A 23,918-nucleotide genomic window follows, 5' to 3' on the forward strand; every position below is an offset into this window, starting at 1 on the left:
CCCCCCGCCCCACCACAGGACGATAAAATCCAAACCAACAATAGAATTGGCGCAAATGAATATATTCTTTGGTGATTCATAGATGAAAATTTAACTCTCTCAGAGTAAATCATTTATATTCAAACGCAAATCAATATTGTCAGTTAATACTGAGAACACCCGTCCTGAAGTTGTACGTCGCCCCAGTGGCATCTGTGACGGTTCCAATAACATCAACATATGCCCCCATCATTACAGTGTCGGTATAACTCACCGTGAGTGTTTGACCCGAAATTGTTCCTGTCACAACCGCATTGGTATACGGTGTATTCGTGCCAGTAAAAACCATTTTCAGCCCTGTTGCGCTGGCAATATTTTTGGTAAAAGTAATCGTTCCAGAACCTGATCCAAAGGTGTTGTCAATCCCACTCAAGTTCTCCGCCGTCTTGGCAAACAACAGGAAATTGAGCTTGCTGGAATCCACCTTCGCTGGGTCAAGCACATCGACGCGCACCGTGACCGTGGCAGGTGTTGCCGTGGCGTTGGCCATGGCGGTGCTGCTGCCGGTGTTCCAGCTGGCACTCCAGTCCGGGGCCGTGGTGCTCAAATCGGACAGGGTGAAGCCTGAAGGCACGTAGACCGGATTCAACAGCGCATCGAGCATGAGTGCCGGGGCATCCGCCTGGCGCGTGATGACCAGGTTGCCCGTGCTGTCAGCTGCAATCGTAAGGTTGCCACTGCCCGAAGCCACCGACTTGCATGTGACCGAGGCCAGTGAGCTGGGCAGTTTGCACACCATCCAGCCGATGTTGGTGCCCACGCCAGTGAGATAGTTGCCCACCGCGTAGTAGTTGCCACCCGTGGCCACCACATCCCGGAATCCTGTGCCGTTTGAGGTTTTAACCGACAAGCGTTTGGCGGCTGTGGGGGTGCCCGCTGCATTGGTTTCCACGAGCACCGGGTAGGTGTCACTCCCCTCCCCTCCATAGCCCACCATGAGCACGCCACCCGTGGCCGTTTTGAGGCCTGCGTAGTACGCCTGGTTTGCAGCATTCGTGTTGGTGCGCGTCTGAACGTTGGCACCCGCCACCGTCATGTAAGCACCCAAGCCCCCCAGCACCTGGGTGTTGGCCGTGGTCACACTGAACGTGGAAAACTGACTCTTGCTGGCCACCAAGTTTCCAGCCAGGTCGTAGGTGTTGAAGGCATTGCCCGTGCTGGCGTAGCCATCGGCCTTGACTTCGAGGGTGCCAAACTGGTCGTAGGGCAAAACCTTGGCCCAATCGAGCCCCAAGGTTGCCCCGAGCTTGGTCACCACATGGGCACGGGCCGTTGAAGTGCTGCCAAAGATGTCCATGGCCACGATCACGCCGCCGTCCGCCGTGGGCCGCATGGACTTGATGTCAAAAGAGCGTTCGTTCCAATTGGTTCCACTGGTGCCGAGTACGGCCGAGAGCTGCGTGGCATCAAACCCCAGTTGCACTACCTTGTCCACCGTGCCGGTGGATCGGTTCATCATGAACAGCAAAGGCGGTTGTGCGGTTGATGGCGAGGCCGTGGCATAGGCGCTGTGGGCCACCACCCACTTGTTGGGGGCCGGTGTCACCGCTGCCACCGACATGTTGTTGAGCACGTGGGTGAAGCTGGCAGGAATGGCGCTGCAGGTCACCGCCACATTGCCCACCGACTGCCCGGCGATGGTGCCCGCACCGTTTGCCACGGTGCAGTTGAGTCCCGTGGGCTGGATCTTGACGCTCACGCTGTAGGAGGCAGCGTTGGCCAGTTGGTTGGAGAACTGGAAACTCGTGGTGTTTGCGGACGGAGCTACTGTGTCCGTGCCGTTAGCTAGGACGAGCCCGGCCGCTGAGAGACCGGCAATGGTGCCGGAAACGCTGTAAGTGACGGATGTGTCAGGTGCTGCGCTCCCTCCCCCACCGCATGCGACCAAACCCACAGACGTACCAATCAGAAGCGCACAGAGTAACCGGTTCGACATAGCCACTTTTCCTGTTCAAGAAGCGTTGGGAATTGTCGATTATATCCCCCCTTACTCATTCCACTGATTTTGTGCGGTGGTGTATGGATCGGGATTTCAGGATCATGCGCCATGCAATCACCACACGTAACCAGCAATCGGGTTCCCCGACGCAAGACCTCGACCGTTGCCGAGGATGTGTTTGAATTGGAGCGACAGGCCTTGGCGGAGTTGATGACCAAACAACGGTTGTCCCTGGGTCTTTCCCAAGAAGCCTTGGCTTATGAATCCGATGTAGATCGCAGCTATGTGTCGCAAATTGAGCGAGGACAAGGAAACCCCTCGTTGCGCGTGCTTTGTCAACTCTCGCGCCGCTTAGGTCTGCCACTGAGGGATATGTTTTCCCAAGACACACTCTCCCACTCGGAACCGTTTCAGTCCCCCGAAGAACTTGATGCGCCTGGGTTATTTCGAAAGATGTTTGACCGCCCCAGTGGTGGTGCGCAAGAGGGTTCCAGTAAAAAAACGAAGTGAGCTTTCGCCCAACGTTGACGCCTTACTGCAAATTTGATCCGTCCCGCTCTTGGCCTCGCAAACGCTCACGCAGATGGCCAATAAGATTGCCTTTCACAATAGGGCTTTCAATTCCCCTCGTTCTATAGGCTTGCATCGCCATTCCGATGCTTGCAAGTTTTTGCTCGACAAATGCTGTGCGCTCACTCTCTGGCCAGCTCATGAAGTCAAGCCAAACGGTTTCGCGTTCTTGTTTATCACGCTCTAATTTTTGTTGTTTTTCTAACTCCGCTTGTTGGCGCACCTGCAATTCGGTTTGCACCACTTCTTGCTTCTTTTCTTCATAGGTGGACTTCCCTACTTCCGCTTTATCTTCGATGAGTTTCCGAATATATCCAGCGGTTGAGCCTTTAATCTGACGCTTCTTGTCACGCTCTTCAACATAATCAATCACCGCCTTAACACGGTCTTCTTCCTGCATGACCCACAGTAACGCCAGACGGTCACCAATACCGTGCTCCATGAGCCTTTGGTACGTGAGATTTTTTCGTATTTCTGCGTATTCATCTGTCGCGGCTGGAGACAGAAGGGTTTGCTGCTCACTTTCTTTAATGAGAAACTTTACTCCCGTGACATTGCGGCCAGATTTTTGAGGCTCGAACGTGAGGTGAATATCCGACACTCGATTGATCTGGTCAATGGGCTTCACAATCACATCCCGCTTCAGGTATTTGAACTCTGAATACATGGATGCGGTGGCCCCCATCAAGGCACGGAATCGCTCGATTGACCAAACTCCAGTTGTGCCAATTGCCTTATACCGAACGCAGTTTTCGTACAGGGTCAATGCATAACCACTGTCGAACTGTCTTTGTACTCCGATATTAATCGTGGCGTAGACCTCAGGGTCATACAGCTTTTCCGCAAGTGCTTCGTCATAGCGGTACGTGCAAATACCATCTTTGATTTTCCCGAAGGAAAGCATCGTGGTTATTTGCCAGCTCTCTTTCCCATCTTCCATAAGGTTGAATTCAATGGGCGTGGTCGCTAACGCTCGCAGTGCATCTTTGAGACGATCCGTGTTGTGACTTTCATCCCAGCCCATCATGGCACACAAGAGTTTGACGGGAATTTTGTGTGTCCTGGTCGTGAGTAAGCTGTCATACGCATTGAGCAAGATGATGTTTCCCATCTTGCGCTCCAGCAGCGAAAGCGCCCCATTGGTATGAATGGCTGCGACGTGCTTTTTAACGGTTTCGCGTGAGGGCAATGCGAGACGCTTCGCTCTTTCAGACTGAGGCATGCTCGAATTTTACCGTTAAGTGATGCCAGGTCAAGAAAAAAAGCCTCACCTTTCAGGTTTGCATCTTCACTCTCCCCTAAACCATCACCTATCACCCCTAAACCATCACCTAACTCTGCGGTCGAGTCGGCTATTCCTCATGTTTTCCCTTATAAATCAACAACTTATGGGAGCCGACCTGGAGATAAAAGACCTCCCCTAAACCATCACCTAAAACGAATCCATCATCCCCTAAACCCTCACCTGTCATCCCCTAAACCCTCACCCAAAACACCGTAAGTCATTGATTTTAAAAGGAAATAACAACCCTAAACGTATTAAAGTTGTTGTTATATAAAACAACAACAAGAGCCGAAACCAATGCTTGCGTACATCACACAAGGTTGTTGGTGTTTTATATAAATATATATAGCTATATTTTTAGATTCGTGAAGTACTCCACCAAAGCCTTTTCGATCAGCTGTGTTTCCGTAACACGCCGACCAGATTGCTTCGAAAGGAGGTACGCCGAATCTTTAATTTTTTCCAGTAACGATTGAGGAAGCTCCACTAATTTCTTTCCGCGTGCGACGGGTGCTGATTCAGCAGGCGAAGAGAAGGTGACTGGGGCCACTTCTTTCGGGATCACTGGTGCAGCTTTAACCGGTGGATTTTCTTTGAGATCCGCTTTTCCGCTTTGCAGAAAATTTTCTGCTTCCACACGATTGACGGTGCGTGGAACCTCCATTGACGATGGAATTACTGGCTTGGCTTTCATTGGGTGATTTCAGTAAAAAATGCTTCCATTTCGGCTGTTGCAAGAGGGTCCTTTCCTAGCTCTTGAACAATGGCCCCCTCCCCTATTGCCCGTCGATAGGCAACACGCTCGCAAACCCGGGTTTCGAGAACTTTTAACGAGTGGCTTTTTAAAAATTCCAACATTTCCCCTGCATCTTTTGTGCGTGGGTCAATGCGAGTGAGCAGTACGTGAACATTCAATTCGGGGTTGTAATCTTTGGATAGGTCAACCACTTCGAGCAAGTCTGTCATTGCGGCCGCATCGAGGTTTGATGCTCCAATCGGAATGATGGCCATTTGCGCCAAAAGCAATGCTGCGCGCAGGCCTGATGAGTCTCGCCCACCCGCATCGACAACACATGAAGCGTAGTCTTCGGCCATTTTGCGACCCTCATCAAAAACGGCCTTTCCTGACAAACATATGGTTGTTGGACTTGGGTCTCGTCCAGCTTCTGATCGCCAGACGGCCCAACTCGCGGCAGACTGTTGAGGGTCGGCATCAATGAGCAAGGTCTTCCCCTCTCGTGCCAACATCGTGGCCAGGTGAACAGCGGTTGTCGTCTTCGATACCCCGCCCTTGGTATTCAATACAGCGTAAATCATGGTGATGTGAAGGGTTGCAACAGCGCCAGTATACCGCCATCTATATATATAGCAATATATATTTATTGATGGGTTGACTGGCTGTGCTTGTAGGTTGCTGTATATATACATAGCTATATATAAATCTATGTATATATATTGCTATATATGTATATACACAAGGCGGAAGCAGCAGCCAGCAATACTACAGCCGAAAACGAAAAGCAAGGATTTGCCGCTGCGCGTTCCTCCTGGCTTTTCGTGTTCCTTGGGCTGTGAATGCGCCGGTGCTTACTTCCTAACCCCTTGTATATGGACAAAGCAACCTTGATTCACGCACTCGAAATGCGAACGACCAAACACCCGTTGTACTCTCAAACGGAACAGACCGACCCAGTAGTCGTGGCCAAGCTCTTCAATATCGCGTGAAGCGGCACCTGGTACGTCACCGAGTACGACCCGCAGACGCACGTGGCGTTTGGGTACGTGACCGGACTCTTTGAAGATGAGTGGGGAACCTTCAGCATTGACGAACTCATGGAACTTCGCTGGATGGGAATCCCGCGCATCGAGTTGGATCTTCATTTTGACCCACAGCCAATCAGCCAGCTGATTGGTCCGGCGTCGCCCTAACGTCAAAGACCTTGAGCAAAAGCCCCTTGCCGGGGCTTTTCGCTTGCATATCTGGAAATGTGTGCCAGTCTATTTGCTTATTTGGTCACCCGTTATCTAAAGAGATGCCCTCAAGGAAAAAATGAACTCGTGCCCAGCCACGGTTACCGATTCACCACCGCCTACCAGCAGCCCCGCTGGCCACGCGGTTGCTGCGCATGCTCGATCAGTGAAACGTGCAGCTGCAACCGGGTATTTCCTGTGATTGGGCGAGAACGAAATTGCACGAGGCGCAGGCAAAGGGCCAAGGGGTGGGGGAGTGGGTGGATTCTTTTTTGACCCGCCCATCACGCGAGCGATTGCTCGCGTTGCTTCGGCAGGAGCAGTATCGCGCCCGACATGCGACGAAGGTGGTGGAGCTGCAGGGACAGGCTCATGCGGAATTGTCCGCCTATGCGTACCGTCACCAGTTGACGATTTCTGCAGCCGTGGCGAAATTGCTCGGACTGCCAGGCGCAGCGGGTACGGACGACCGCAGGGCGCTGGATTAGCGAGACCACATCTGTTCGCGCAGGGAAGGCAGGCAAGTTTGCATATTCGTGACGAACACCCCATACTGGGGCTCGTCCCGAAATGCCCACTTGCCAAGGGGGAAGCGCCTCCCGCGCCCCCTTGGAACCCCCTTTGGGGAGGGAGACGTGTGTCTCCCGTGGCTGGTCATTCGGGAATAATTTCCCTCTGCTCATGCCAACCGACTCACGCAAACAGTACCAGGCACGCTATCGGAAGTCCTACCGACAGCGTGCCCGGCGCGTGTCCGTGAGTTTGAGCCTGGCGGAATACGCCCGACTGGAGCGAGCGGCCGCGCAGTTTTCGGAACGGGCGACCACGCACTTGAAGCGTCGGGCATTCGCGCATTTAGACGATGCCGTTCTGGTGCCCCCCGAACTCGGCGAGCGGCTGCAAGACTTGGTTTTTTTGGTTCGCAACATTGCGACCAACGTCAACCAAATGGCGCGGCACTCCAACGAAATTCAAGCCGTATTGGATGCCAAGGCCCCGTTTCACGAAGTGGCCAGGCTGGAAGCTGCCCTCAGGGCCATGGTGGAGCGCCCCGTTCGCCAACCCTCCCCATGATCGTAAAAAGTCTCTCCCGAAAGGTCGCGAGCTTTGGCCAACTCATTGGCTATATGGGGCGCGATTTGCGAACAGGGGAGGGCAGGGCGGTACTCTTTCACAACCTATTGGCACATGCGGGCTCTCCCGAGGCGGACATTCAGGACGAGTTTGAACGCAATGCGGCACTCTTGCCGCAGCGTGCCAATGGCAATGCGCTGTACCACGAGGTGATTTCTTTCTCGCAGGGCCACGCGCTTGATAGCAGGACGTTGGAACACAAGTTGGGGGACGTTGCCCATGCCTATGTGGCATCGAGGGCACCCAAGCAACTCGCGTATGCCGTGGCGCACCTGGACACCGAGTATGCGCATGTCCACCTGCTTATCAGTGCCAATGCCGTCAACTCTCGAAAACGGGAACGCGTGACCAAACACGACTTTGCCCGAATTCAGCGAGAACTGGAAAGCTATGTGCTCGCACACCATCCGGAGCTGGTGCAGGCGCGTGTGTACACACGTGACCGACAAGTCGAGCAAGTCAAGACCACTGCCAAAGAACAAGGCTTGCTAACGCGCACGGGAAAACCGAGCCGGAAACAAGCCGTACATGACCAGGTGAAGCACTGCTTGGCACTGGCGAAGAGCCGCGAGGATCTCGAACGGCATCTTGCCGCACAGGGTTTGGAACTCTATGCCCGAGGCAGTACCGTTGGGGTGAAAGAGTTGGCCGGAGTAGGAACCAAGCACCGGTTGTCCACCTTGGGACTTGCGGAGGCCTGGACACAACAAAACCAGCGCTGGCACGAGGCCACGCTTGATCCCGTAGCCAAGCGAAAGGCAGCACTGGAGCAGGCCGCACAAGTCCGCGACCAAACACACACCAAGGAGGCGCCATCAAGTCCGGGCCGTGATCGCTCACGGTGAAGCGACTGTATTCTTATCCCACCCCCTATGAACATCAAAGAAGCCAAAGCCATCCCCTTGCTGGAATTGCTGGCCAGGCTGGGACACAAGCCCACTCACACGCGTGGATCGGCTATTTGGTATCGCTCCCCACTTCGAGGGGAAAACACCCCGAGTTTCAAAGTGGATGCCATCAAGAACGTGTGGTTCGACTTTGGGCTGGGGCGAGGGGGCACCAACATTGACCTGGTGCAGGCCTTGTATGGCGAAGACACGCGCCGGACACTCGGGCGCATTGCAGATTTGGTGAATGGACTGGTAGCCCCATTGGAATTGATGCCGACCGTGCCAATTCCACGAGAAGTGAGCGTGCCGGAAATCATCGGCAACCGAGAAATTGCCGACCAACGACTGGTGCAATACCTGCTGCGCGAACGGCATATCCCGATTGACTTGGCGCGGGTGTATTTGCGTGAGCTGGAGTATCGGGTGGGGGAGCGGACGTACACCGCCCTCGGGTTTCAGAACCGAAGCGGCGGCTTCGAGTTGCGCAACAGTATTTGGAAGGGCTGCATCGGCCGCAAGGACATCACCACCTTCGAGCAGCCAGAACGCAAGGATCTCGTTGCCTTCGAGGGGGTGTTTGACTTTTTGTCTGCCCTTGCATTTCACGCAAGCACCACGCCAAGTGCGAACGTTTTGGTGCTGAACTCAGTGGCCATGGTGGAGCGGGCAGGGGAGTACATCGCCACTCGGGAAATCGACCGCATTACCACCTACTTTGACCATGATGAAGCAGGGGCGCGTGCACGCGCCAGGCTGCTGGAACTGCACGCGAATGTTCGTGTTCATGATGGAAGTGGCCTCTACCAGGGCCACAATGACTTCAACGATTTCTGGAAAACGCTGTCACGTCAACGCTAACCATGCCACTGGAAACCCTCATCGAGCTTGTGATTTTCACGGCACTGGCCTTGTGGATTGGTAGCCGGTTGTTTCCCGGTGCCGGTCACATCATTGCCGTTGCCGGAACTGCTGTTTGGTTTGTGTGTGGGAAGGCGGTGGCCGGGGCATGGCAAGGGGTTTCGTGGCTCTGGGGTTTCGTGGCACAGCCCGCGCCTGCGGGTGCCGCGCTCATGGGACGTTGGGCACGATGGCGGCTGACCAAGCGCAGTCACAAAGGGCTCATTCTCGACGGTGATGCTGCCCGCCTGAGTGTCCAGGATTCCTGTCGCAATTGTGCGGTCGTGGCCACAACGGGTGCAGGCAAGACATCGAGCTTCATCTTGCCCAATCTGTACGGACTCGACGACTGCAGCATTGTGGTGACAGACCCATCCGGTGCCCTCTATGAAAAAGCCTCCGGCGACTTGGCGGCGCGAGGCTTCGAGGTGCTGCGGTTTGACCCGCTCAACCTGTCGTGCAGTGTCCGTTACAACCCGCTGGCCTACGCAACCCGCCATTCGTCGGCTGGAGAAATTGCCCAAGTGCTGGTGGCGACGGGATTGCCCGGTGGCGGTGCTGACCCGTTTTGGAATTCTGGGGCAGAAGAAATACTGACGGTGCTCATACGCTGTCTACTCGCCGGAGATCCCGCGCATAGAAACCTGGCCAATTTGCACATGCTGCTGCAGTGCTTTGGTGACGGCCGCCCACTCTTCAACTATGTCAGCCAGAACGCCGACAACGCCACGTTTCAGCAGTTCCAGGGCTTCATATCGCAGGCACCCAACACCATGCAAGGCCTCTTGTCTTCGGCCAAGGTGGCGCTCAAGGCTGTGGCCGATCCGGACATTGCCGCCTTGACCGCAACCAACACCTTGGACTTTGCTCAGTTTCGCCAGCGCAAGACCGCCTTGTTTTTGGTGTTGCCGCAGAATCGGTTGAGCTACTACAGCTTCTTGGCCAGCCTGCTGTACTCCCAGTTTTTCCACTACGCCCTGGACGATCACCAGTACGGGTGCGACAGCCTCCCCATGTACGCGCTCCTGGACGAGTTTGGCCACCTGAGGCTGACAAACTTTCCGGAAATCATCACCACGACCCGGGCGCGAAGAATCTCCATCAGTATCGTGCTGCAGGCGCTTTCTCAGCTCGAAGAACGGTACGGCAAGGCGGCGGCAAACACCATCTTGCACGGCGGCATCGCCTCCAAGATTTTTTTCTCAGGTATGGATACCCCGACTGCCGAAATGCTTGCCAGGACGGTCGGAAGTCGGCGCGTGGAGGTGCGCGACTCGGACAACCGGCTCCATGTCACCCAAGAACCGCTTTTGTCAGCCGCCCAGCTGCGAACCCTGCCCGACAACCAGGCGCTCTACCTCTTTGCCAACAAGCCCGCCACGCTGCTTTCGATGCATCCCTACTATGACCAGCGGGCGCTGCGCAAGCGCTCCGAGCTGCCCCCGCATAGCCCGCCCGTGAGCTCTGTTGCGCCGCCATCGTTTCTGCAGCTGTAGGGGGGGAGGGGAAATACGCCAGGCCACTCATGCCTTCGGCATCAGTAGCAGTCATGACGATGGGGAACGCAAAGAACGGCACGCCGTTCCTTGCTGGCTTGTCAAAGAGGGGATTACTTGACTTTTCCGAGATTGTGATTAAATAAGAGGCATGTTCCCCTCTCCTTACGCATCGATTCAGTACTGGCTCAAGGTCTGAGACCGATGCGTTCCTATGCCCTACAAATCGGCCGTTAATACAGGTACTCACGGAGTCCAGCTGGTGCGTGAAAAGACAGCTGGACGGGTCAACTCGTCTTTTGAGCAGGTCAATGGTCAAGTTGTTTCAAAAGGTCGGCAGACGTCAGAAAGCGATGCTCGGACGCGAGAGATCGTGGATTTGCAACTTCGGATCAAAAATCTTGAAGCACAGTTGCGACTGGAGAGAAGTCAGAAGCACATTCCGAAAGCATCCATTGACAACTTGTGGCTTGCCGAGATTTTTTCTGCTGTCGCAGAAAAGGCACAAAAATTGTTTTTCCGTCGGATGCTCACAGAGCATGTGGAGAACACCTTCTTCCAAGACGAGGTTCAAATTCGAGACCAAACATTCCGTGTGCGCTTGGAAAAAGTAGGAGACCGAGAACTGTTGCAACGCGAGGTGCTGGAATGGCTTGCAGACCCGAACCACCCAACGCGTCCACCGCTCTACAAAGACCGACCGAAGGATGCGAGAGGGCACCGCATGAACGAAATCGAGTTTTTCCGCTTGCACTATGGGCGACACAGTGAGGCAAAGGCAATCTATCTGGATCAGTTGCGTCAGATGGATGTGACGCTAGCCAACCTGCTGGGGCAGGCGAAAACAAAGCATGACATACCTGTCGGGGAGTTGATATCTCCAAAGTCAATGCGCATCAATGAGACACTGTCTGCGCTTTTAGGCAAAGCAAGCCCCACCGAACGACAGCTGATAGAGGTCATGGCAGGCAGTAGTTACCATCGCGAATTCGACTAAAAATCCTTCTGTTTTAGTCGGATATATTAAATGTCGCGAAAAATAGAATAAAATTTCTCCCGACAACATTCACTTACGTGGATGTTTGGTTGTGACCCTGACCAGCAGGGGAGAGGGAATGGAGGTATGCGAAGCAGAGATGGGAGCCGAGTCAAAACGCGATGACCTGCCCGTAGAGGATCTTCACGTTTTTGGTTTATGTCGGCGAGCACGACCTTGCTCGCTCAACCTTGATACATAGAAGGGAACGAAATGAGTTTGCTTTCAGCATTGATGAAGGTGCTTCCCACGAAAGCAGGAAGCCAGGTGTTTCAGAACCGGCGCAATCCAAATGCCCGGTTTTGCAGTGTTGCCGATGTTTCGGCCAACGTGTCTGACTTGGTAACGGGGATCACAGAGCGCATCCCGCCAGGCAGCCAAATCATCCGTGATGCCAACGGCAAGTACGCCGGATACATCACGCCTCCCAACCCACGTCCGTAACTCAGGAGATTGTCATGCCCTACCAACAGCCCCCAAACCTCAATCAAAAATCCAAAATGTGTATGGCACAGAATGCCAACACTGCCGGAGACTCCATCATGGATCGAGTCTTGTCGCGGCAAGCACCAAATTTAGTGCAGCCGCTGGTTTCTGTGTCCAACATTTATGCGTTCCTCGATGTCAGTGGCTCCATGCAGTCAAAAATCATGGATGCAACCGGGGCCACAGTGGCGTTATTTGAGCATGCCAAGCGAGGACGAAGCCAAACTTCCGATGCGAATATCTCCATACTGACTTTCGCGGATAAGCCGTGTGAAATTTTGCCGCTGCAGTCCATCGATGAACCACTTCCAGGAGCCCAAAATTTGCAAACAGGTGGTGGCACAAGGTTGGCCCCTGCGCTTGAGCTCGCGTTCCAAAGGCAGCAGGCATGGAAAGCCCCGAAGAACTACTTGAAATCGCGTGCCTGGTATGTGGTTCTCTCCGATGGTGCGGTGGCTGATTTTGACGCTTCACGGCAGATATACGAAAAAATCAAAGCATCCGGGGGACGCATAGTGACCGTCGGTTTTCAAGCCGCCCCTGACGACATTGCGCAGCTGCGGAGCCTTTCGGGTGATTTATTTTTCGACGCCACGCAACAAAGCGCATTGCATCAATTTTTCTCACGCCTCGGGGCCACCATCACGAGCAATAACAACGCATCGCCGCAAGTCATAAAAGCACTGGCGTTGAACTAGGAGTGCGACCGTGGAATACCTTGAATTTCCCCCTCAGTGGATTGAGTTCTTGCAGGCCATGGGCATCGATGTGGCTGAGTACGTTCCTGACATGGGGACAGGAGCGAACAATGCATAAACCATGGGTTTTCGGTTGGGCGCAAGTCCAATCATCACGTCGCTTGACACAGGAAGATGCGGGATACGTGAATTCAGATCAAGTGATTTTGGCAGACGGCATGGGAGGTGACCCCCAAAAACTTGGAGGGGTAGTTGCTCGAACGGTCGTGGATCTCGGAATCCGTCGCTTCCTGCGGTCAGAACGCGATAAAGATCTTTCCAGTTTCGTCGATGCCGTTCGGAAAAAGTACAACCGACGAGGTGTACTTTTGCCGGAGGGAGGAAAAACAGCAGCATGCACATTTCTTTGCATGAAACGTGCTGCTAAGGATGCTGTCCATTTTGCGCAGCTGGGCGACGGACTTATTGCGCACATTGATTTGACTGGGAAGGCCCGTTTTCTCACTACAGATCAGGTAAATGCACAGGGTGCTCTTGAGGGGTATCTATCAACCCAGCAGTGCTTGCAGGCACCTGTTTGGGGAAGCGTGACTCTTCGCAAAGGGGAAGTGATGCTGTGCATGACGGATGGGTTATCGACGCTATTTCGAGCGCAGCCGGAAACTCTAGGACGCTGGCTATTGCAGGGCATCGATGATGCTGGCGGGGATGTCCCTGCAGGACTCCATGCGGCGCTGAGTGCTATTGAAGACCAATTGACTGACAACACATCGGTGGCGCTCCTGGGGACGGGGCAGCGGCCAAAATTTTTGTGAGGCACTATGCGTGTTCGTACTAAGTATGGTGACGAAATCCGCGCAGATGAATCGGCATTGCTGGGCATGGGGGCAGAAGGTATGGTGCTCCGTGCGAAGCTGCGAAATGGACGTGTTGTTGCCTTCAAGATTTTCACGTATGAAAAACCAGGAGCCCAGCAGCAAATTGAGTGGTTACGTGGAAAAACAGCAGGGTGGAATGCCCCGCCACTGTTTGCCTTTCCCTTTGATATGACTGATGCCCCAATGGGTATCGTGACTCCATTAGTCTCTGGTGGAGATGGGCTATCCGCATACCTTTCAGACGTGCCCTCATTTTCACCGGTACGCATTGCCATTGCCATGCAGCTTGCCAGAGCGTTCGATGTGCTCAGAAGTCGAGGAATTTTTTTTAACGATTGGCATCCGGGAAATGTTTTGGTAGTGGAGCGTCAATCTCGCTTCCCTCATGTCATCTTGATAGATTTTCAATGTGCCTTTGGCCCTGGGGCACCCCCCGCTATGGGCGGGGGCACCGATCTCACGATTGCACCTGAGGTGGAGCAGACAGGCTACACGCCGGCGGCGGATATTTACGCCTTCGCGGTTCTGTTGCACTGGGTGCTTTTGGGGTTTTGGCCTGTTCAGACTGACGTTGACAACGCACTCGACTATGAACTGATACGACAACGAAAATTGCAGGGATGGTTGTATGACAAGAGCAGCGGAGGTGGTCTATTGGCTTTTCTGCGTCCACGACCTCCTTATGGATCTGTTGCTCCTTCCATGCTCTCAGATCAACTCAAGGGCTTTTTTTCATCCGCACTCAGCCCAAATCCAGTAGCACGACAAGCATCGTCCCCAGTCAGCGGTATGTTAGCCAGCATGGTAAGAACCTTCTCACTAGCAATCTGCCAGAAGTGCTTGACCACATTTTCACTGCACAGCCTTACTTCGAGGGCATGCCCTCACTGTGGTTTTGATATGACGCTTTCAGTCTCGTTTCACGGCCGCAGACTGACAGAGTTATCAGAACAGCAAACTGGTTGGGTGTTTGGGCGTGATGACTTTCAAGACAGTCCACATAAGGGAAGAATTTCACGAAATCATATGGAAATCCAGAGGCACGCCATGGTCGCATTGGTGCTTCGACAGTTCGGTGAGAACGGCTCATATGTCATTACTCAAAAGCATCCTCGGCAACCACGGTTTGTTCCCAGTGGCACAGAATATCTCTTGGAGCCGGGGGATCAAGTGTTCGTTCACCCAGACGTTGACCCAATAGTCGTCATTTCTCCGAGTATCGTGTAAATCATGCGCACGGAATTTACACAGTCAAGCAAGCCCTTGGTACTCATCGTTCAGCCTTGGCATCAAGGGATGCATGGGTGGCCAGAACTCCAAAAACTACTTCGTCAGCGAGGGTGTTGGGCTGATACGTGGGTGACGCCGTACTGCAACTTGGCTATTGAGTTTCATCGGCTACTTGCTGCAATTGATCGTTTTCGGAAACTGCAAGATGCACAGGAATACCCATTGGTTGTAGCCCGTCTTCCTTGGTGGTGCACCGTTGCTTGGCAAGCACGATGGACGCCTGAAGCGCAGAGAATTCTAGAATCTGGACTGAAAGCACGAGGCGTTCCTTTGCTAACTCTTCCAGTTCGTCGGGCAAACACACCAACTTTCAGATTGGAATGCACCTCCCTTGATATGGCTCATATAGCCATCCAAGAGGCTTTGATGCAGCAAGCACCATGTCTGGATGGCAAGCGACGATACGAACAGTGATGGAGACAATCTTTGGTGATGGAAATACGTTTCCACTGACGAAGTGAACCTATTTGACATGTTCGGCAACCCGCTTTTTGTTGACTCAATCTGAACAAAAGGAGATCACATGTATCCAGCTTCAACGCCTGAAAAGCACCTGGTTATTTTGTACCCAACATCTTCTGGTTCTTCTTCCTGGGACAAGCTAGAGCGTGCTGCGGTGGCCCAGGGCTGGACGGTGCGCGAGTTCGAGGTTGCTGATCCGCTGGAGGACTATTTCGAGGAATTGTTTGCTGATTGCATCGACCCCTTCCTGCAGGTCAAGTGTCCCGTTGTGATTGCTCGGCCACCAATGCAGTTTTCCATGACCTGGTGGGGGAATCGGGGAACCGGCAAAGCATGGAGCCAGTACGTGCAGAAATTGGAGTGCCGCGCCAGTGTGCGTGAAATCGAGTTCGAGGTCATTGATAACGGACTTGATGGGCCATTTGGCTTTCGCCCAGATGAGCCAGTAGCAGACATCGTGAACCGTGCCGAAAACAGGCTGGCCAGTATGAAAAACCATCATAGCAAGGCTTGACTCAACGTCACTTTTCCATAGGGTGAACGGGAGACCCGCACCGCTCAACGCTAGGCGGGGCAGGGTCTCTTTTTTCAACCACTGGTGCAGTCCGCCAGTGGTGGACGCGCCTTTTCCACAGGAAAAGTTATGTCCACCAACCCCCAAGTCGCGCGTGGCGAGTTCGTGCGTGCCTTCAATGGCATCGCACGTCACCGCCACCGCTATGAAGTCTTTCGGGACTTCGTGAACCTCTCTGCCTTGTCTGTCCACAACGCCATGCGCGAATTTTTGCCGCCCGAGCGCTTTGAGACCTTGGAAGCCGAGTACCTGGCCATCGTTAAGCGCTACGAAAAAGACGATGTGGGTGCCTTTGCGCAACTCTTGGCCAAGCTGGTCGTGATGCTGGAGCCGGAACCCCGTGATGTGCTGGGGCCGTTGTACATGGAGCTGGAGTTGGGCAATTCCGGCACTGGCCAATTCTTCTCTCCCCCGGAGATCGCGGAACTGATGGCCCGCGTGACCTATGGCGAGGACTTGGCCAAGTTGGAGCGTCCGTTCATCACTTTGTGTGAGCCTGCCTGTGGGGCAGGGGGAATGATTTTGGCCTTCATCAAGGTCATGCTCTCCCACAAACACAACCCGGCACATCGAGTTTGGGTGCAAGCCCAAGACATCGACCGGACGGCCGCGCTCATGTGCTACCTGCAGATGGCGTTGTGGCACGTTCCGGGCGTTGTGGTGGTAGGGAACACCCTGGCCATGGAAGTGCGTGAGACGTTCTACACCCCTGCACACTACCTGGGCTGCTGGGGGCCTCGTTTGTCCCGACATTGGGCCGAACAAACACCGGTTCCTTCACCTTTGGCCAACTCCACGGCCGAGATCCCGGAAACGGCACCTCGCACGCCTGCGGTGGCCACCCCTATGGGCAGGGTGCAAGGGCAATTCGGCTTCGATTTCTGAGTCTGGGCATAATGCCCAGCTGAGGCAAGCCCTCCCCGCGTTCCTCCCTAGCGGGTGCCTGATGTGTGACAGCTGATGGCTACTTGCCCCGGTCTTCTGGACTGGGGCTTTTTTCTCCAGCAAAAATGATTTGCACACCGCAAAAATGTGGGTAGAATAGGATCACTTACAACCCCTGCTGCTTCGTCACAGGGCTCAAAGGCCGCGAAAGCGGCCTTTGCCTTTTCTGGCTTCCTATGACTAAACGTCGCGTCATCGCCTACGTCGATGGCTTCAATTTCTACTACCGCCGCCTGCGCAACAAGCCCTACCGCTGGCTTGATCTGTACACGTTTTTCACGCAGTTTTTCCCGAATGACCAACTCGTGCAAGTACGGTACTTCACAGCTCGTGTCGGTGGCAAATTCGATGCTTCCAAACCGCTGCGGCAACAGGCCTATCTGCGTGCCTTGCAAACACTCCCTCAGGTGGATCTCATCGAGGGGCAGTTTCTCACGACCGAAGTGAAGTACCGCCTGGCTGAACCACTGTTTGCTGCGGACGGCACGCAACGTGAATCGGCCAAGGTCTGGAAGCAAGACGAAAAGGGCTCTGACGTGAACCTGGGCTCCTACTTGCTCAATGACGCGTGGGAAGATCGGTACGATGTGGCCGCTGTTGTCACTAACGACTCTGACTTGGCCGTTCCGATTCAAATGGCGGTGAAACGTGGCAAGACAGTGCTGTTGTTGCATCCTGATGGCAACCCTTCACGCTCACTGGAGCGCAGCGCCACAGGCGTTCTGCACATCCACGATTCCCACCTGAAACACGCACAGTTCCCCGATGTGATACCGCTTCCAAACGGGAAGGTCGTTCGCAAGCCGGTAGGTTTTTAACATTCTTTCGGTTAAACGTTTTTTTCAAGCATGGCGTGAACGTAATCATCCCAGCCTGTGCCACAGAGTGAGCAACCAGTCTGGGACGCGCTGGGAGCCAAGTACGAAGCCCAGCACACCCGCAATAGCAGCCAGTGGCCAACTCACCACCAAGCGCAGATAGGAGGTGACGATTCGTATGCGCTCTTCAAACCGCTCCACCCTGACACGAAACACCCGTGCCAATCGCCGAACTCGGCGCAGTTCTCTGCGGGACTCTTTGTACTGACTGGAAAATTCACGCCAGCCAATGTTCCAGCGTGAAGCGTGAACATGGGGCCAATTTGTTTGTGGCCACTCCACCAGCTCACTGACTTTCATGTCAGATGCTGAATGACCATGGATCTCATCTTCCTCTTTGAAATTCAGGCGCAAGCCAAAACGGCGGTACAGGCGGTTACGTCGTGCACGGTTAGTGGGGTTTGTTCCATCCACCGCAGAGAGGAAGAGCGGAATGACCGTGCTGTCGGGGTTGAGATGCTTTGCCCATCGCACCACACGATTGAACAAGAAGCTCCCCAGTCCCACGCTGCGCAAGGCCTCGATGCGAATCATGACCTCGCCATTGCTCAATCGCACCGTGTCATTCCAATGTGCTTCACCTCCCATGGAAGCAACCAACTCGCCAATCTTTTCCTGCAGAGGCCCGAAGAAATACTCAACGCGCAAAGCGAATTTGCCTTGCCACCAGGTACGTTCCTCACCTTCGTAACGGCTGCCGTTTACTCGGGTGTGCACTAGAAGAAAATGTGGTTGGCCCGAAAATTTCGGGTCTTCAACCCGTAGCATTTCCAGATGTTCCGTGGTTTCAGCGAAGGTTTGGGGAGAGGACATGAAAATGCTGCGCCTGCAGGCTTTCGTATCGACTAATACCTCACCCGGAATGTGGGGGAGTCTTCCGGCCGCGAGGATCTGCGGTCATAGATGCGGGTTGTTTGAATGTTGGCATGGCCAAGCCACTCTTGTACCTTGGCAATGTCGGAATCGTGTGAGAGGGCATTGGTTGCGGCCGTGGCCCGCAAGGCGTGCGGGGCGAACAGCTCCCCTGTGAGGCCGATTTCTCGCATGTAGCGCTTCACGACATGCTCATACACCCCGAAAGCCGTCAGTGCTGCATCGAGCTGGCCATTGCGCGTGTTGCGCAGCGGTCGAAACAATGGGCCGTCCACATCCGAGCCGTGGCCAGAACGCTCCAGGTACTCCATCACATGACCAAGAGTTGCGGGGTTCGTGGGCAAAAAGCGGGTTTTTCCGCCCTTGCCCTGGACACGCAAGTGAGGGAGTCCCGAGCGCATGAGGTTGAAATCCTTCACGCGAAGGCGAGTGACTTCTTCGCGCCGAAGTGCGTGGAACAACAGCACCGAGAGGATGGCCCGATCTCGAAGCCCTTTGAGGGTATCGAGCTTAGGTGCCCCGAGTAGAGCGCGTGCCTGGTGATCACCAAGGGCAGGTGTCTTGCCTTCGTAGGTGTCCACCTTTGGGCGCTTGACCCCCTTCACCGGGTTTTGTTCGACCGCGTTGCGGTCACACAGAAATTCGTACAGGCTGGCCAGCGCCGCCAGTTTGCGCCGAATGGTGGCCCCAGACAAGGCGCGTGCTTCGAGCGAGCGCCGCCATGCGAGCACATGGGCACGGTTGACCTGGCGAAATCCCAGCGGGGCATCGATGCCGGTGAAGGCCATGAAATCCTGAATGTCCCGTTCGTAGGCACGGCGCGTATGCAGCGACTCCAGAGAGGCAAACCACTCCAGTTCCGGGGGCATGTCAGCCAGCCCTTGAAACTCAGCGGCAGACAGCACAATGCCGCCGCCCCCGTTGGTGGTGCCGAGACTGTGTGTAGACGTGGTTTCTGCGGCGCGGCTCATGGGGAATGGTTACAGGGCGTAGACCTGGCGAACCGCTTGCTCTATCGCCGTCAAATCAGCGGCAGACAACTCGCCAACGTGCTTGCCTATACGTGCTTTGTCGATGGTGCGCAGCTGGTGGCACAGTGCAACCGATGAAGCACCGGCAGACGGTACGGCAACCACGACTGGGGGCAATGCGCGTGCTGATGTAGACAGGGGCACGATTCCGACCTGGCGCAGTTTGGCATTCAGTGGCGTGATGGACAAAATGACGCACGGCCGCGCTGTGCCTTGTTGTTCACTGCCTTGTGTGGGTTCGAGGTTGACCCGAAAAATGTGCCCGCGTTTGAAGTCCATGGTGCCGGTGGGTTAGAGGTTTTCGAGACCGTCACCCACGGTGACATCCCACAGCTTTTCATCATCACGGCATTCGGCAAATGCCGGATCGGTCATGTAGGCCTCGGCGATGCGCTCCAGCTCCGCTTCACGTGTGGCCAAGGCTTGCTTCATGAGTCCTTCCATGACGCGACTGCGCTCCCCGTGAGGGACAACGGCGTTGAAGCGCTGCAAGATCGGTGCAGCGATGGTGTAAGAGGCTCGAAGCGTGGTGGACGGCATGATGGGTGCTCCTGGCATGGTGTTCAGTATTACCGTGTATAGAACATAGTGTAGCGAGCATGCCCAGCAAGTCAAGCCAAAGACAGGACACCTCCCCGCTTTGTTTTGTACTGATAACATATTTTATCATGATAAAAAGCAAGGCAAACACAGACACTATCAAACTCATTACGCAGGGACCAGGTGGACGCCATGCGATCACTGCACCGCCTGAAAATATGCAAGGAATGCTCCTATGGATTCCTCCTGGCATATTGTCTTGGGGGCGTTGCTCAGAATACTTATGCGTACCACCTAACCCCTTACATTATGAAAACTTGATGTTCTTCCTTTTCTTTTCGACTTGGACAACAGGTCATTCTTTCCTACCAAGGCTGGTGCAGCATCGATCCATTAGAGGATGTCTTGGCAGAAATCACCGCCATTTATCCAACGCAAGAGCTGTACATGCTCAAAATCTTCAACACCCTGGCACTCGACTCCATAGATCGCACCGCACTTGAAGGCCCCAACCGTGACTTGTATGGATGGGTTAAACCCCAATCATTACGCCCCCACTAAGGGCCACCAAAGCCATACAAACCACTTTCATGGGCTATTTTGAGCACCGGGCACGGTCGTAGAACTGTGTTTTTCCCACCATCTTGTCTGCGTACCCGGCAACGCGGCTGCGCATATCAGCACCATCCACATAGCTACCCGCTTTTAACTGTTTAACCTGATAGCCGTTAATGGTTGTTTTGACCTTACTGCCAACAAACCCCTCAACCACGGCTTCATACTCAATGACATACTGCGCCTTGGTGTGACTATTCCAGATGATGTCCGCCAAAGCATTTCCCGACGACTGGGAAGCATTTAATAGTTCGCGGTGTGTCACGGACTCACCCACGATACAACGACCCAATCGAGGGAACATGGTTTTGAACTCGGCTTCTGCTTTTGCCGCTTGAGCCCGCTGCTCTTCCTCTCGTTTGGCCGCTACTTGCCGTTGCTCCGCTTCTTGCTTGGCTTTTAACTCTTTAGCCTCATTTTCTATTTGTTGCTTATCCCGAGCCAGCACCTCAAATGTTTGACTCAAACTGGCGTAGTCAACCGGAAAAGCCTGTGCAGCTTCGTCACTTGAAATGGGATTCTTGCGAACCAGGCGAACTGAGCCACCTTGGTCATCCAGCGAGTTGGTATCAATATATCCACGACGAAAATCAATTCGAATTCCTGTGTGGAAATCATCTGCTGGATTTTTCGAAGAAGTACGGTAGCTACCTGCGATGGTATTTGGAAAAACCACTGGGTCAATGGCTGGCGATACTCCTCCAGAGCACGCACGAGGCATTTCCACACCAAAAACACTGGCACGAATAGGCCTCAAATCATTGCCCACATACTCACCCTTAGAACAATACCGTAGACTGACCAATTGAACAATATTTGGAAGTGTCCAATCTCGATATCCTCCAAATCCGATAGCATTTACTTGAGAAGGTGCCTGCATGGCACCACTAAATGAATGATCTCTTGGAGATCCAAGGCAAGATTTACCATCCCACGTTTGCCCGATACTGCATCGCATCCAAACAAGGCCTGTTTTCTTATCGTAAATCATTTGCCCGTCTTGACTGGCAAAATATTCTCGGCCACTCGAAGTATTCACACCAGCATCCTGTGAATGTACGAGCCCCGATACCAGGGCAACGGTGGCCAAAATGCTCAATTTTCTGTACACGGTTCTCTCTCCTTTCACGGAATCTCTATACGCTTGGTGCCGTCGCCGTCCACCAGGTTGCTGCCATTCGGGCCATCCTTTACCCATACGGCGGCAGAGGCATTACTTCCTGGTTGCGCGGTACAAGTCTGCCAAACTGACCATGCAGTACGCGTGTAGTTGCCATTGCAAACCACGGACTCAATACTGAATACGGTCGTATCGGGGAGTCTGTCGCCGTAGACGGTCACAGTAGTCGGAACACCTCGGGTGAGCGTAGAAGGCCCAACAGCAGAGACGTAAGGGCTTGCCGATGCTGAAACTGTTATAGAGAACTGCCGATATTTCGCATCAACTGACGAGGCCGTAAGCTCGGCTCCGTTCTGACAATTCAAATTCAGCCGTTGGTATGACGCGAGGCTGTCTGTTGGAAACACCAGCATATCGGCTGCAGAAATGCTCTTGGTGCACAAATTACTGTAATCTTTATACAAAGGAAATGGGAAAAGGCCCGACTTCAAATCCGTACCGAATGGAATATCAACACCGAGTGTGACTGATTTCGTTCCCACTACACCACCGTTCTTCCGAAAAGTGAACGTATAGATAGTTCCAGCAGGAATCGTTGTTGCATTTTTAATATATGGAAGTCCTTGAGGCATCAAATAAGGCGAACCGGAAAATCGAAGTACTCCGCCTTCGTGATACTCCGTTCCCATTCCCTGCATCGTGACTTCGTCATACAAAGCGGAAGGTGGAATAGTTGATATGGCCATATCAGACTCATATATGGGCGTGCCACCATATGAGCTGCCATTACGGATAGTTTGCCGTGAGTACGAGTTGAGGTTAATAATTATTTTTGCAAGTGGATCAACAGTCACATCTACTTTTAAAGCATTTGCAACATAATCACCGATTATTGATGGAAGAGTTTGATTTTTTTCTTTCGAATTATACGTTTGATTCAAATATGCAGAAACAAAACTGTGATATCCATTAGTTTTCACCAAATCAACTGTCGCAAATGATATTGGATTATCCGGAACAATGGTATCTGTTGCTGGGAGAGGTTTATAAAAATCATAGGTGATTGAATTTGCGGATTGACTTCCATATACTTGTGCATCAATTGTATTGGTCATGTATACGTCATTTGGGGAAGATGCAGCCACAGAAGCCACTCCCACAACCTTTATCTTATTGAGAGCGGTCTGATTTCCCGAGTTCACCAAAATTGCATACGCAGCCTCTGCATAGAAATTTCCTTGCGAGTGAGGCACCAACACAATTCTTTCGTACTTTTCAGAAAGCTTCCTTAATCTATCCGCCAAATACATTGAAAATTCATAAATTCTACGAACCGCTGGCTCTGTGGAACTTCCTGCACTAAGATACATTCCTCCAAGGGTTTTATAGTACTCTGTTTTCTGCTGCGCCGACATTTTTGATAAATCAACCATTGAATTAGTTTTCAACGCCAAATTACTATATGCCGCTTGAGCACGCAATTCATTCACATCTTTATTAATAGCTTCGCTTCGGTTATGAATTACGATTCTGTCGAAATTGCTTGTATTTATGACCTTACCAAGCGCATCGGAAGAGCTACAAACATCAGCAAAATCGTTCCCTATTCCATTCAAAAATACAACTACTCGCGTGTTATTTGCATTGAATGAGAAGCCACACGACTCTCGCGTTTGTGCTTGGACTATTCCGCCAAGAAAAGCCAGAGCAAAGAATATAAGACGTTTCAATTCATAACTCCTTCTTTACTCACACGGCGGTAATTCATCCGAAGATAACCCTGGGCCAATTAGATCATTAATCGTCTTTCGCTTTGCCAGACGCTCTGGTGTGTCAAATGTCATTTTTGTGAAATAAAAGCCATCTGGATCGTTATATACCGTTCCTGTTCCTGTCGCTGCGCATCCAATGAGGGCGTAAAATTTCAATGCCTCAGCGCGAGTTGTTGGTGCGGGCAATGTAAGCCACTTTTGATTGGCAGCTGCGACCTTCAAACTTATTTGATAATCTGTATCAACATTAACCTTGTCCGACAAATCTCGCTCTATTTCATCACGAACACCATTATTGTTCGTGTCTACACCAATGACTGTTGCTGTCGCTGCTGAACCAGGATCTGGAGGGAGATTTCGAGTGCTTGATGCACTCCCCCCCGCCCCACCACAGGACGATAAAATCCAAACCAACAATAGAATTGGCGCAAATGAATATATTCTTTGGTGATTCATAGATGAAAATTTAACTCTCTCAGAGTAAATCATTTATATTCAA

Annotated in this window: 26 protein-coding genes; 14 read left to right on the forward strand and 12 right to left on the reverse strand. The window is 53.0% G+C overall.

From position 1 onward, the window contains the following. Positions 1 to 139: 139 nt before the first annotated feature. Positions 140 to 1,738 (reverse strand): hypothetical protein, encoded by a 1,599-nt coding sequence (locus IC609_RS15620; RefSeq protein ID WP_191820455.1) that lies wholly within the window; start codon positions 1,736 to 1,738, stop codon positions 140 to 142. A 348-nt stretch (positions 1,739 to 2,086) separates the two neighbouring features. Between IC609_RS15620 and IC609_RS15625 the strand changes: the two genes are divergently transcribed. Beyond that, on the forward strand, positions 2,087 to 2,488 hold the full coding sequence (locus IC609_RS15625; protein ID WP_191820456.1) for a helix-turn-helix domain-containing protein: 402 nt from the start codon (positions 2,087 to 2,089) through the stop codon (positions 2,486 to 2,488). Between the two features lie 22 nt (positions 2,489 to 2,510). On the opposite strand, the gene IC609_RS15630 is transcribed toward IC609_RS15625, so the two are convergent. The 3 genes from IC609_RS15630 to IC609_RS15640 all read right to left on the reverse strand — a co-directional run bounded on the left by IC609_RS15630 (position 2,511) and on the right by IC609_RS15640 (position 5,150). Continuing rightward, positions 2,511 to 3,770 (reverse strand): replication initiation protein, encoded by a 1,260-nt coding sequence (locus tag IC609_RS15630; protein ID WP_191820457.1) that lies wholly within the window; start codon positions 3,768 to 3,770, stop codon positions 2,511 to 2,513. A 412-nt stretch (positions 3,771 to 4,182) separates the two neighbouring features. After that, complete coding sequence (locus IC609_RS15635) at positions 4,183 to 4,527, reverse strand: hypothetical protein (protein WP_191820458.1); 345 nt, start codon at positions 4,525 to 4,527, stop codon at positions 4,183 to 4,185. Then, complete coding sequence (locus IC609_RS15640; RefSeq protein WP_191820459.1) at positions 4,524 to 5,150, reverse strand: ParA family protein; 627 nt, start codon at positions 5,148 to 5,150, stop codon at positions 4,524 to 4,526. Before IC609_RS15640 ends, IC609_RS15635 begins: the two co-directional genes overlap by 4 nt. A 465-nt stretch (positions 5,151 to 5,615) precedes the next feature. On the opposite strand from IC609_RS15640, the gene IC609_RS16275 reads away from it, so the two are divergent. From IC609_RS16275 to IC609_RS15690, 10 genes are all read left to right on the forward strand, one after another. Next, positions 5,616 to 5,762 carry a hypothetical protein gene (locus tag IC609_RS16275; protein WP_408611058.1) on the forward strand — a complete coding sequence of 49 codons (147 nt, stop codon included), beginning with the start codon at positions 5,616 to 5,618 and terminating at the stop codon, positions 5,760 to 5,762. 798 nt (positions 5,763 to 6,560) lie between these two features. After that, positions 6,561 to 6,878 carry a plasmid mobilization relaxosome protein MobC gene (mobC, locus tag IC609_RS15650; protein WP_191820461.1) on the forward strand — a complete coding sequence of 106 codons (318 nt, stop codon included), beginning with the start codon at positions 6,561 to 6,563 and terminating at the stop codon, positions 6,876 to 6,878. Next, on the forward strand, positions 6,875 to 7,783 hold the full coding sequence (locus IC609_RS15655) for a relaxase/mobilization nuclease domain-containing protein (RefSeq protein WP_191820462.1): 909 nt from the start codon (positions 6,875 to 6,877) through the stop codon (positions 7,781 to 7,783). The genes mobC and IC609_RS15655 overlap by 4 nt, the downstream gene beginning before the upstream one ends. A gap of 27 nt (positions 7,784 to 7,810) precedes the next feature. Next, positions 7,811 to 8,686 (forward strand): toprim domain-containing protein, encoded by an 876-nt coding sequence (locus IC609_RS15660; protein WP_191820463.1) that lies wholly within the window; start codon positions 7,811 to 7,813, stop codon positions 8,684 to 8,686. A 2-nt stretch (positions 8,687 to 8,688) separates the two neighbouring features. After that, a complete protein-coding gene (locus IC609_RS15665) occupies positions 8,689 to 10,221 on the forward strand; it encodes a type IV secretory system conjugative DNA transfer family protein (RefSeq protein ID WP_191820464.1) in 1,533 nt (510 codons plus the stop codon). 214 nt (positions 10,222 to 10,435) lie between these two features. After that, the gene (locus tag IC609_RS15670) at positions 10,436 to 11,218 is read left to right on the forward strand and encodes a hypothetical protein (RefSeq protein WP_191820465.1); all 783 of its coding nucleotides are present in this window, start codon (positions 10,436 to 10,438) and stop codon (positions 11,216 to 11,218) included. 252 nt (positions 11,219 to 11,470) lie between these two features. After that, positions 11,471 to 11,701: a hypothetical protein gene (locus tag IC609_RS15675; RefSeq protein WP_191820466.1), complete on the forward strand. Its 231-nt coding sequence runs from the start codon at positions 11,471 to 11,473 to the stop codon at positions 11,699 to 11,701. Positions 11,702 to 11,715: 14 nt separating this feature from the next. Continuing rightward, the gene (locus tag IC609_RS15680; protein WP_191820467.1) at positions 11,716 to 12,441 is read left to right on the forward strand and encodes a vWA domain-containing protein; all 726 of its coding nucleotides are present in this window, start codon (positions 11,716 to 11,718) and stop codon (positions 12,439 to 12,441) included. A gap of 110 nt (positions 12,442 to 12,551) precedes the next feature. Continuing rightward, the gene (locus IC609_RS15685; protein WP_191820468.1) at positions 12,552 to 13,256 is read left to right on the forward strand and encodes a protein phosphatase 2C domain-containing protein; all 705 of its coding nucleotides are present in this window, start codon (positions 12,552 to 12,554) and stop codon (positions 13,254 to 13,256) included. A 6-nt stretch (positions 13,257 to 13,262) separates the two neighbouring features. Further along, positions 13,263 to 14,546, forward strand: a complete 1,284-nt coding sequence (locus tag IC609_RS15690; protein ID WP_191820469.1) for a protein kinase domain-containing protein — start codon at positions 13,263 to 13,265, stop codon at positions 14,544 to 14,546. A gap of 154 nt (positions 14,547 to 14,700) precedes the next feature. On the opposite strand, the gene IC609_RS15695 is transcribed toward IC609_RS15690, so the two are convergent. Further along, complete coding sequence (locus tag IC609_RS15695; RefSeq protein ID WP_191820470.1) at positions 14,701 to 14,907, reverse strand: hypothetical protein; 207 nt, start codon at positions 14,905 to 14,907, stop codon at positions 14,701 to 14,703. A gap of 225 nt (positions 14,908 to 15,132) precedes the next feature. Here IC609_RS15695 and IC609_RS15700 point away from each other — a divergent pair, with 225 nt between their 5' ends. The 3 genes from IC609_RS15700 to IC609_RS15710 all read left to right on the forward strand — a co-directional run bounded on the left by IC609_RS15700 (position 15,133) and on the right by IC609_RS15710 (position 17,408). Then, positions 15,133 to 15,585: a hypothetical protein gene (locus tag IC609_RS15700; RefSeq protein ID WP_191820471.1), complete on the forward strand. Its 453-nt coding sequence runs from the start codon at positions 15,133 to 15,135 to the stop codon at positions 15,583 to 15,585. 129 nt (positions 15,586 to 15,714) lie between these two features. Continuing rightward, positions 15,715 to 16,530 carry an N-6 DNA methylase gene (locus IC609_RS15705; protein ID WP_191820472.1) on the forward strand — a complete coding sequence of 272 codons (816 nt, stop codon included), beginning with the start codon at positions 15,715 to 15,717 and terminating at the stop codon, positions 16,528 to 16,530. Positions 16,531 to 16,766: 236 nt separating this feature from the next. Then, positions 16,767 to 17,408, forward strand: coding sequence for an NYN domain-containing protein (locus IC609_RS15710; protein WP_191820473.1), 642 nt, complete (start codon positions 16,767 to 16,769; stop codon positions 17,406 to 17,408). 45 nt (positions 17,409 to 17,453) lie between these two features. Here IC609_RS15710 and IC609_RS15715 read toward each other — a convergent pair whose 3' ends face one another. The 7 genes from IC609_RS15715 to IC609_RS15745 all read right to left on the reverse strand — a co-directional run bounded on the left by IC609_RS15715 (position 17,454) and on the right by IC609_RS15745 (position 23,908). After that, positions 17,454 to 18,281, reverse strand: a complete 828-nt coding sequence (locus IC609_RS15715) for a hypothetical protein (protein WP_191820474.1) — start codon at positions 18,279 to 18,281, stop codon at positions 17,454 to 17,456. Between the two features lie 32 nt (positions 18,282 to 18,313). Continuing rightward, positions 18,314 to 19,312: a tyrosine-type recombinase/integrase gene (locus tag IC609_RS15720; protein WP_191820475.1), complete on the reverse strand. Its 999-nt coding sequence runs from the start codon at positions 19,310 to 19,312 to the stop codon at positions 18,314 to 18,316. Between the two features lie 9 nt (positions 19,313 to 19,321). Continuing rightward, the gene (locus IC609_RS15725; RefSeq protein WP_191820476.1) at positions 19,322 to 19,651 is read right to left on the reverse strand and encodes a type II toxin-antitoxin system PemK/MazF family toxin; all 330 of its coding nucleotides are present in this window, start codon (positions 19,649 to 19,651) and stop codon (positions 19,322 to 19,324) included. A gap of 12 nt (positions 19,652 to 19,663) precedes the next feature. Next, entirely contained in the window at positions 19,664 to 19,912 is a 249-nt protein-coding gene (locus tag IC609_RS15730) for a hypothetical protein (protein ID WP_191820477.1), read from the reverse strand. 595 nt (positions 19,913 to 20,507) lie between these two features. After that, on the reverse strand, positions 20,508 to 21,638 hold the full coding sequence (locus IC609_RS15735) for an Lcl domain-containing protein (protein ID WP_191820478.1): 1,131 nt from the start codon (positions 21,636 to 21,638) through the stop codon (positions 20,508 to 20,510). 14 nt (positions 21,639 to 21,652) lie between these two features. After that, complete coding sequence (locus IC609_RS15740) at positions 21,653 to 23,377, reverse strand: hypothetical protein (RefSeq protein ID WP_191820479.1); 1,725 nt, start codon at positions 23,375 to 23,377, stop codon at positions 21,653 to 21,655. A gap of 15 nt (positions 23,378 to 23,392) precedes the next feature. Continuing rightward, on the reverse strand, positions 23,393 to 23,908 hold the full coding sequence (locus tag IC609_RS15745; RefSeq protein ID WP_191820480.1) for a hypothetical protein: 516 nt from the start codon (positions 23,906 to 23,908) through the stop codon (positions 23,393 to 23,395). Positions 23,909 to 23,918 lie beyond the last annotated feature (10 nt).

The sequence above is a fragment of the Limnohabitans radicicola genome (assembly GCF_014837235.1).
GTDB classification, from domain to species: domain Bacteria; phylum Pseudomonadota; class Gammaproteobacteria; order Burkholderiales; family Burkholderiaceae_C; genus Limnohabitans_A; species Limnohabitans_A radicicola.

Coding starts and splice junctions, on each gene's coding strand:
- IC609_RS15625 (WP_191820456.1), top strand. CDS start 2,087: ATGCAATCACCACACGTAACCAGCAATCGGGTTCCCCGACGCAAGACC.
- IC609_RS15630 (WP_191820457.1), bottom strand. CDS start 3,770: ATGCCTCAGTCTGAAAGAGCGAAGCGTCTCGCATTGCCCTCACGCGAA.
- IC609_RS15635 (WP_191820458.1), bottom strand. CDS start 4,527: ATGAAAGCCAAGCCAGTAATTCCATCGTCAATGGAGGTTCCACGCACC.
- IC609_RS15640 (WP_191820459.1), bottom strand. CDS start 5,150: ATGATTTACGCTGTATTGAATACCAAGGGCGGGGTATCGAAGACGACA.
- IC609_RS15655 (WP_191820462.1), top strand. CDS start 6,875: ATGATCGTAAAAAGTCTCTCCCGAAAGGTCGCGAGCTTTGGCCAACTC.
- IC609_RS15660 (WP_191820463.1), top strand. CDS start 7,811: ATGAACATCAAAGAAGCCAAAGCCATCCCCTTGCTGGAATTGCTGGCC.
- IC609_RS15665 (WP_191820464.1), top strand. CDS start 8,689: ATGCCACTGGAAACCCTCATCGAGCTTGTGATTTTCACGGCACTGGCC.
- IC609_RS15670 (WP_191820465.1), top strand. CDS start 10,436: ATGCCCTACAAATCGGCCGTTAATACAGGTACTCACGGAGTCCAGCTG.
- IC609_RS15675 (WP_191820466.1), top strand. CDS start 11,471: ATGAGTTTGCTTTCAGCATTGATGAAGGTGCTTCCCACGAAAGCAGGA.
- IC609_RS15680 (WP_191820467.1), top strand. CDS start 11,716: ATGCCCTACCAACAGCCCCCAAACCTCAATCAAAAATCCAAAATGTGT.
- IC609_RS15685 (WP_191820468.1), top strand. CDS start 12,552: ATGCATAAACCATGGGTTTTCGGTTGGGCGCAAGTCCAATCATCACGT.
- IC609_RS15690 (WP_191820469.1), top strand. CDS start 13,263: ATGCGTGTTCGTACTAAGTATGGTGACGAAATCCGCGCAGATGAATCG.
- IC609_RS15700 (WP_191820471.1), top strand. CDS start 15,133: ATGTATCCAGCTTCAACGCCTGAAAAGCACCTGGTTATTTTGTACCCA.
- IC609_RS15705 (WP_191820472.1), top strand. CDS start 15,715: ATGTCCACCAACCCCCAAGTCGCGCGTGGCGAGTTCGTGCGTGCCTTC.
- IC609_RS15710 (WP_191820473.1), top strand. CDS start 16,767: ATGACTAAACGTCGCGTCATCGCCTACGTCGATGGCTTCAATTTCTAC.
- IC609_RS15715 (WP_191820474.1), bottom strand. CDS start 18,281: ATGTCCTCTCCCCAAACCTTCGCTGAAACCACGGAACATCTGGAAATG.
- IC609_RS15720 (WP_191820475.1), bottom strand. CDS start 19,312: ATGAGCCGCGCCGCAGAAACCACGTCTACACACAGTCTCGGCACCACC.
- IC609_RS15725 (WP_191820476.1), bottom strand. CDS start 19,651: ATGGACTTCAAACGCGGGCACATTTTTCGGGTCAACCTCGAACCCACA.
- IC609_RS15730 (WP_191820477.1), bottom strand. CDS start 19,912: ATGCCGTCCACCACGCTTCGAGCCTCTTACACCATCGCTGCACCGATC.
- IC609_RS15745 (WP_191820480.1), bottom strand. CDS start 23,908: ATGATTTACTCTGAGAGAGTTAAATTTTCATCTATGAATCACCAAAGA.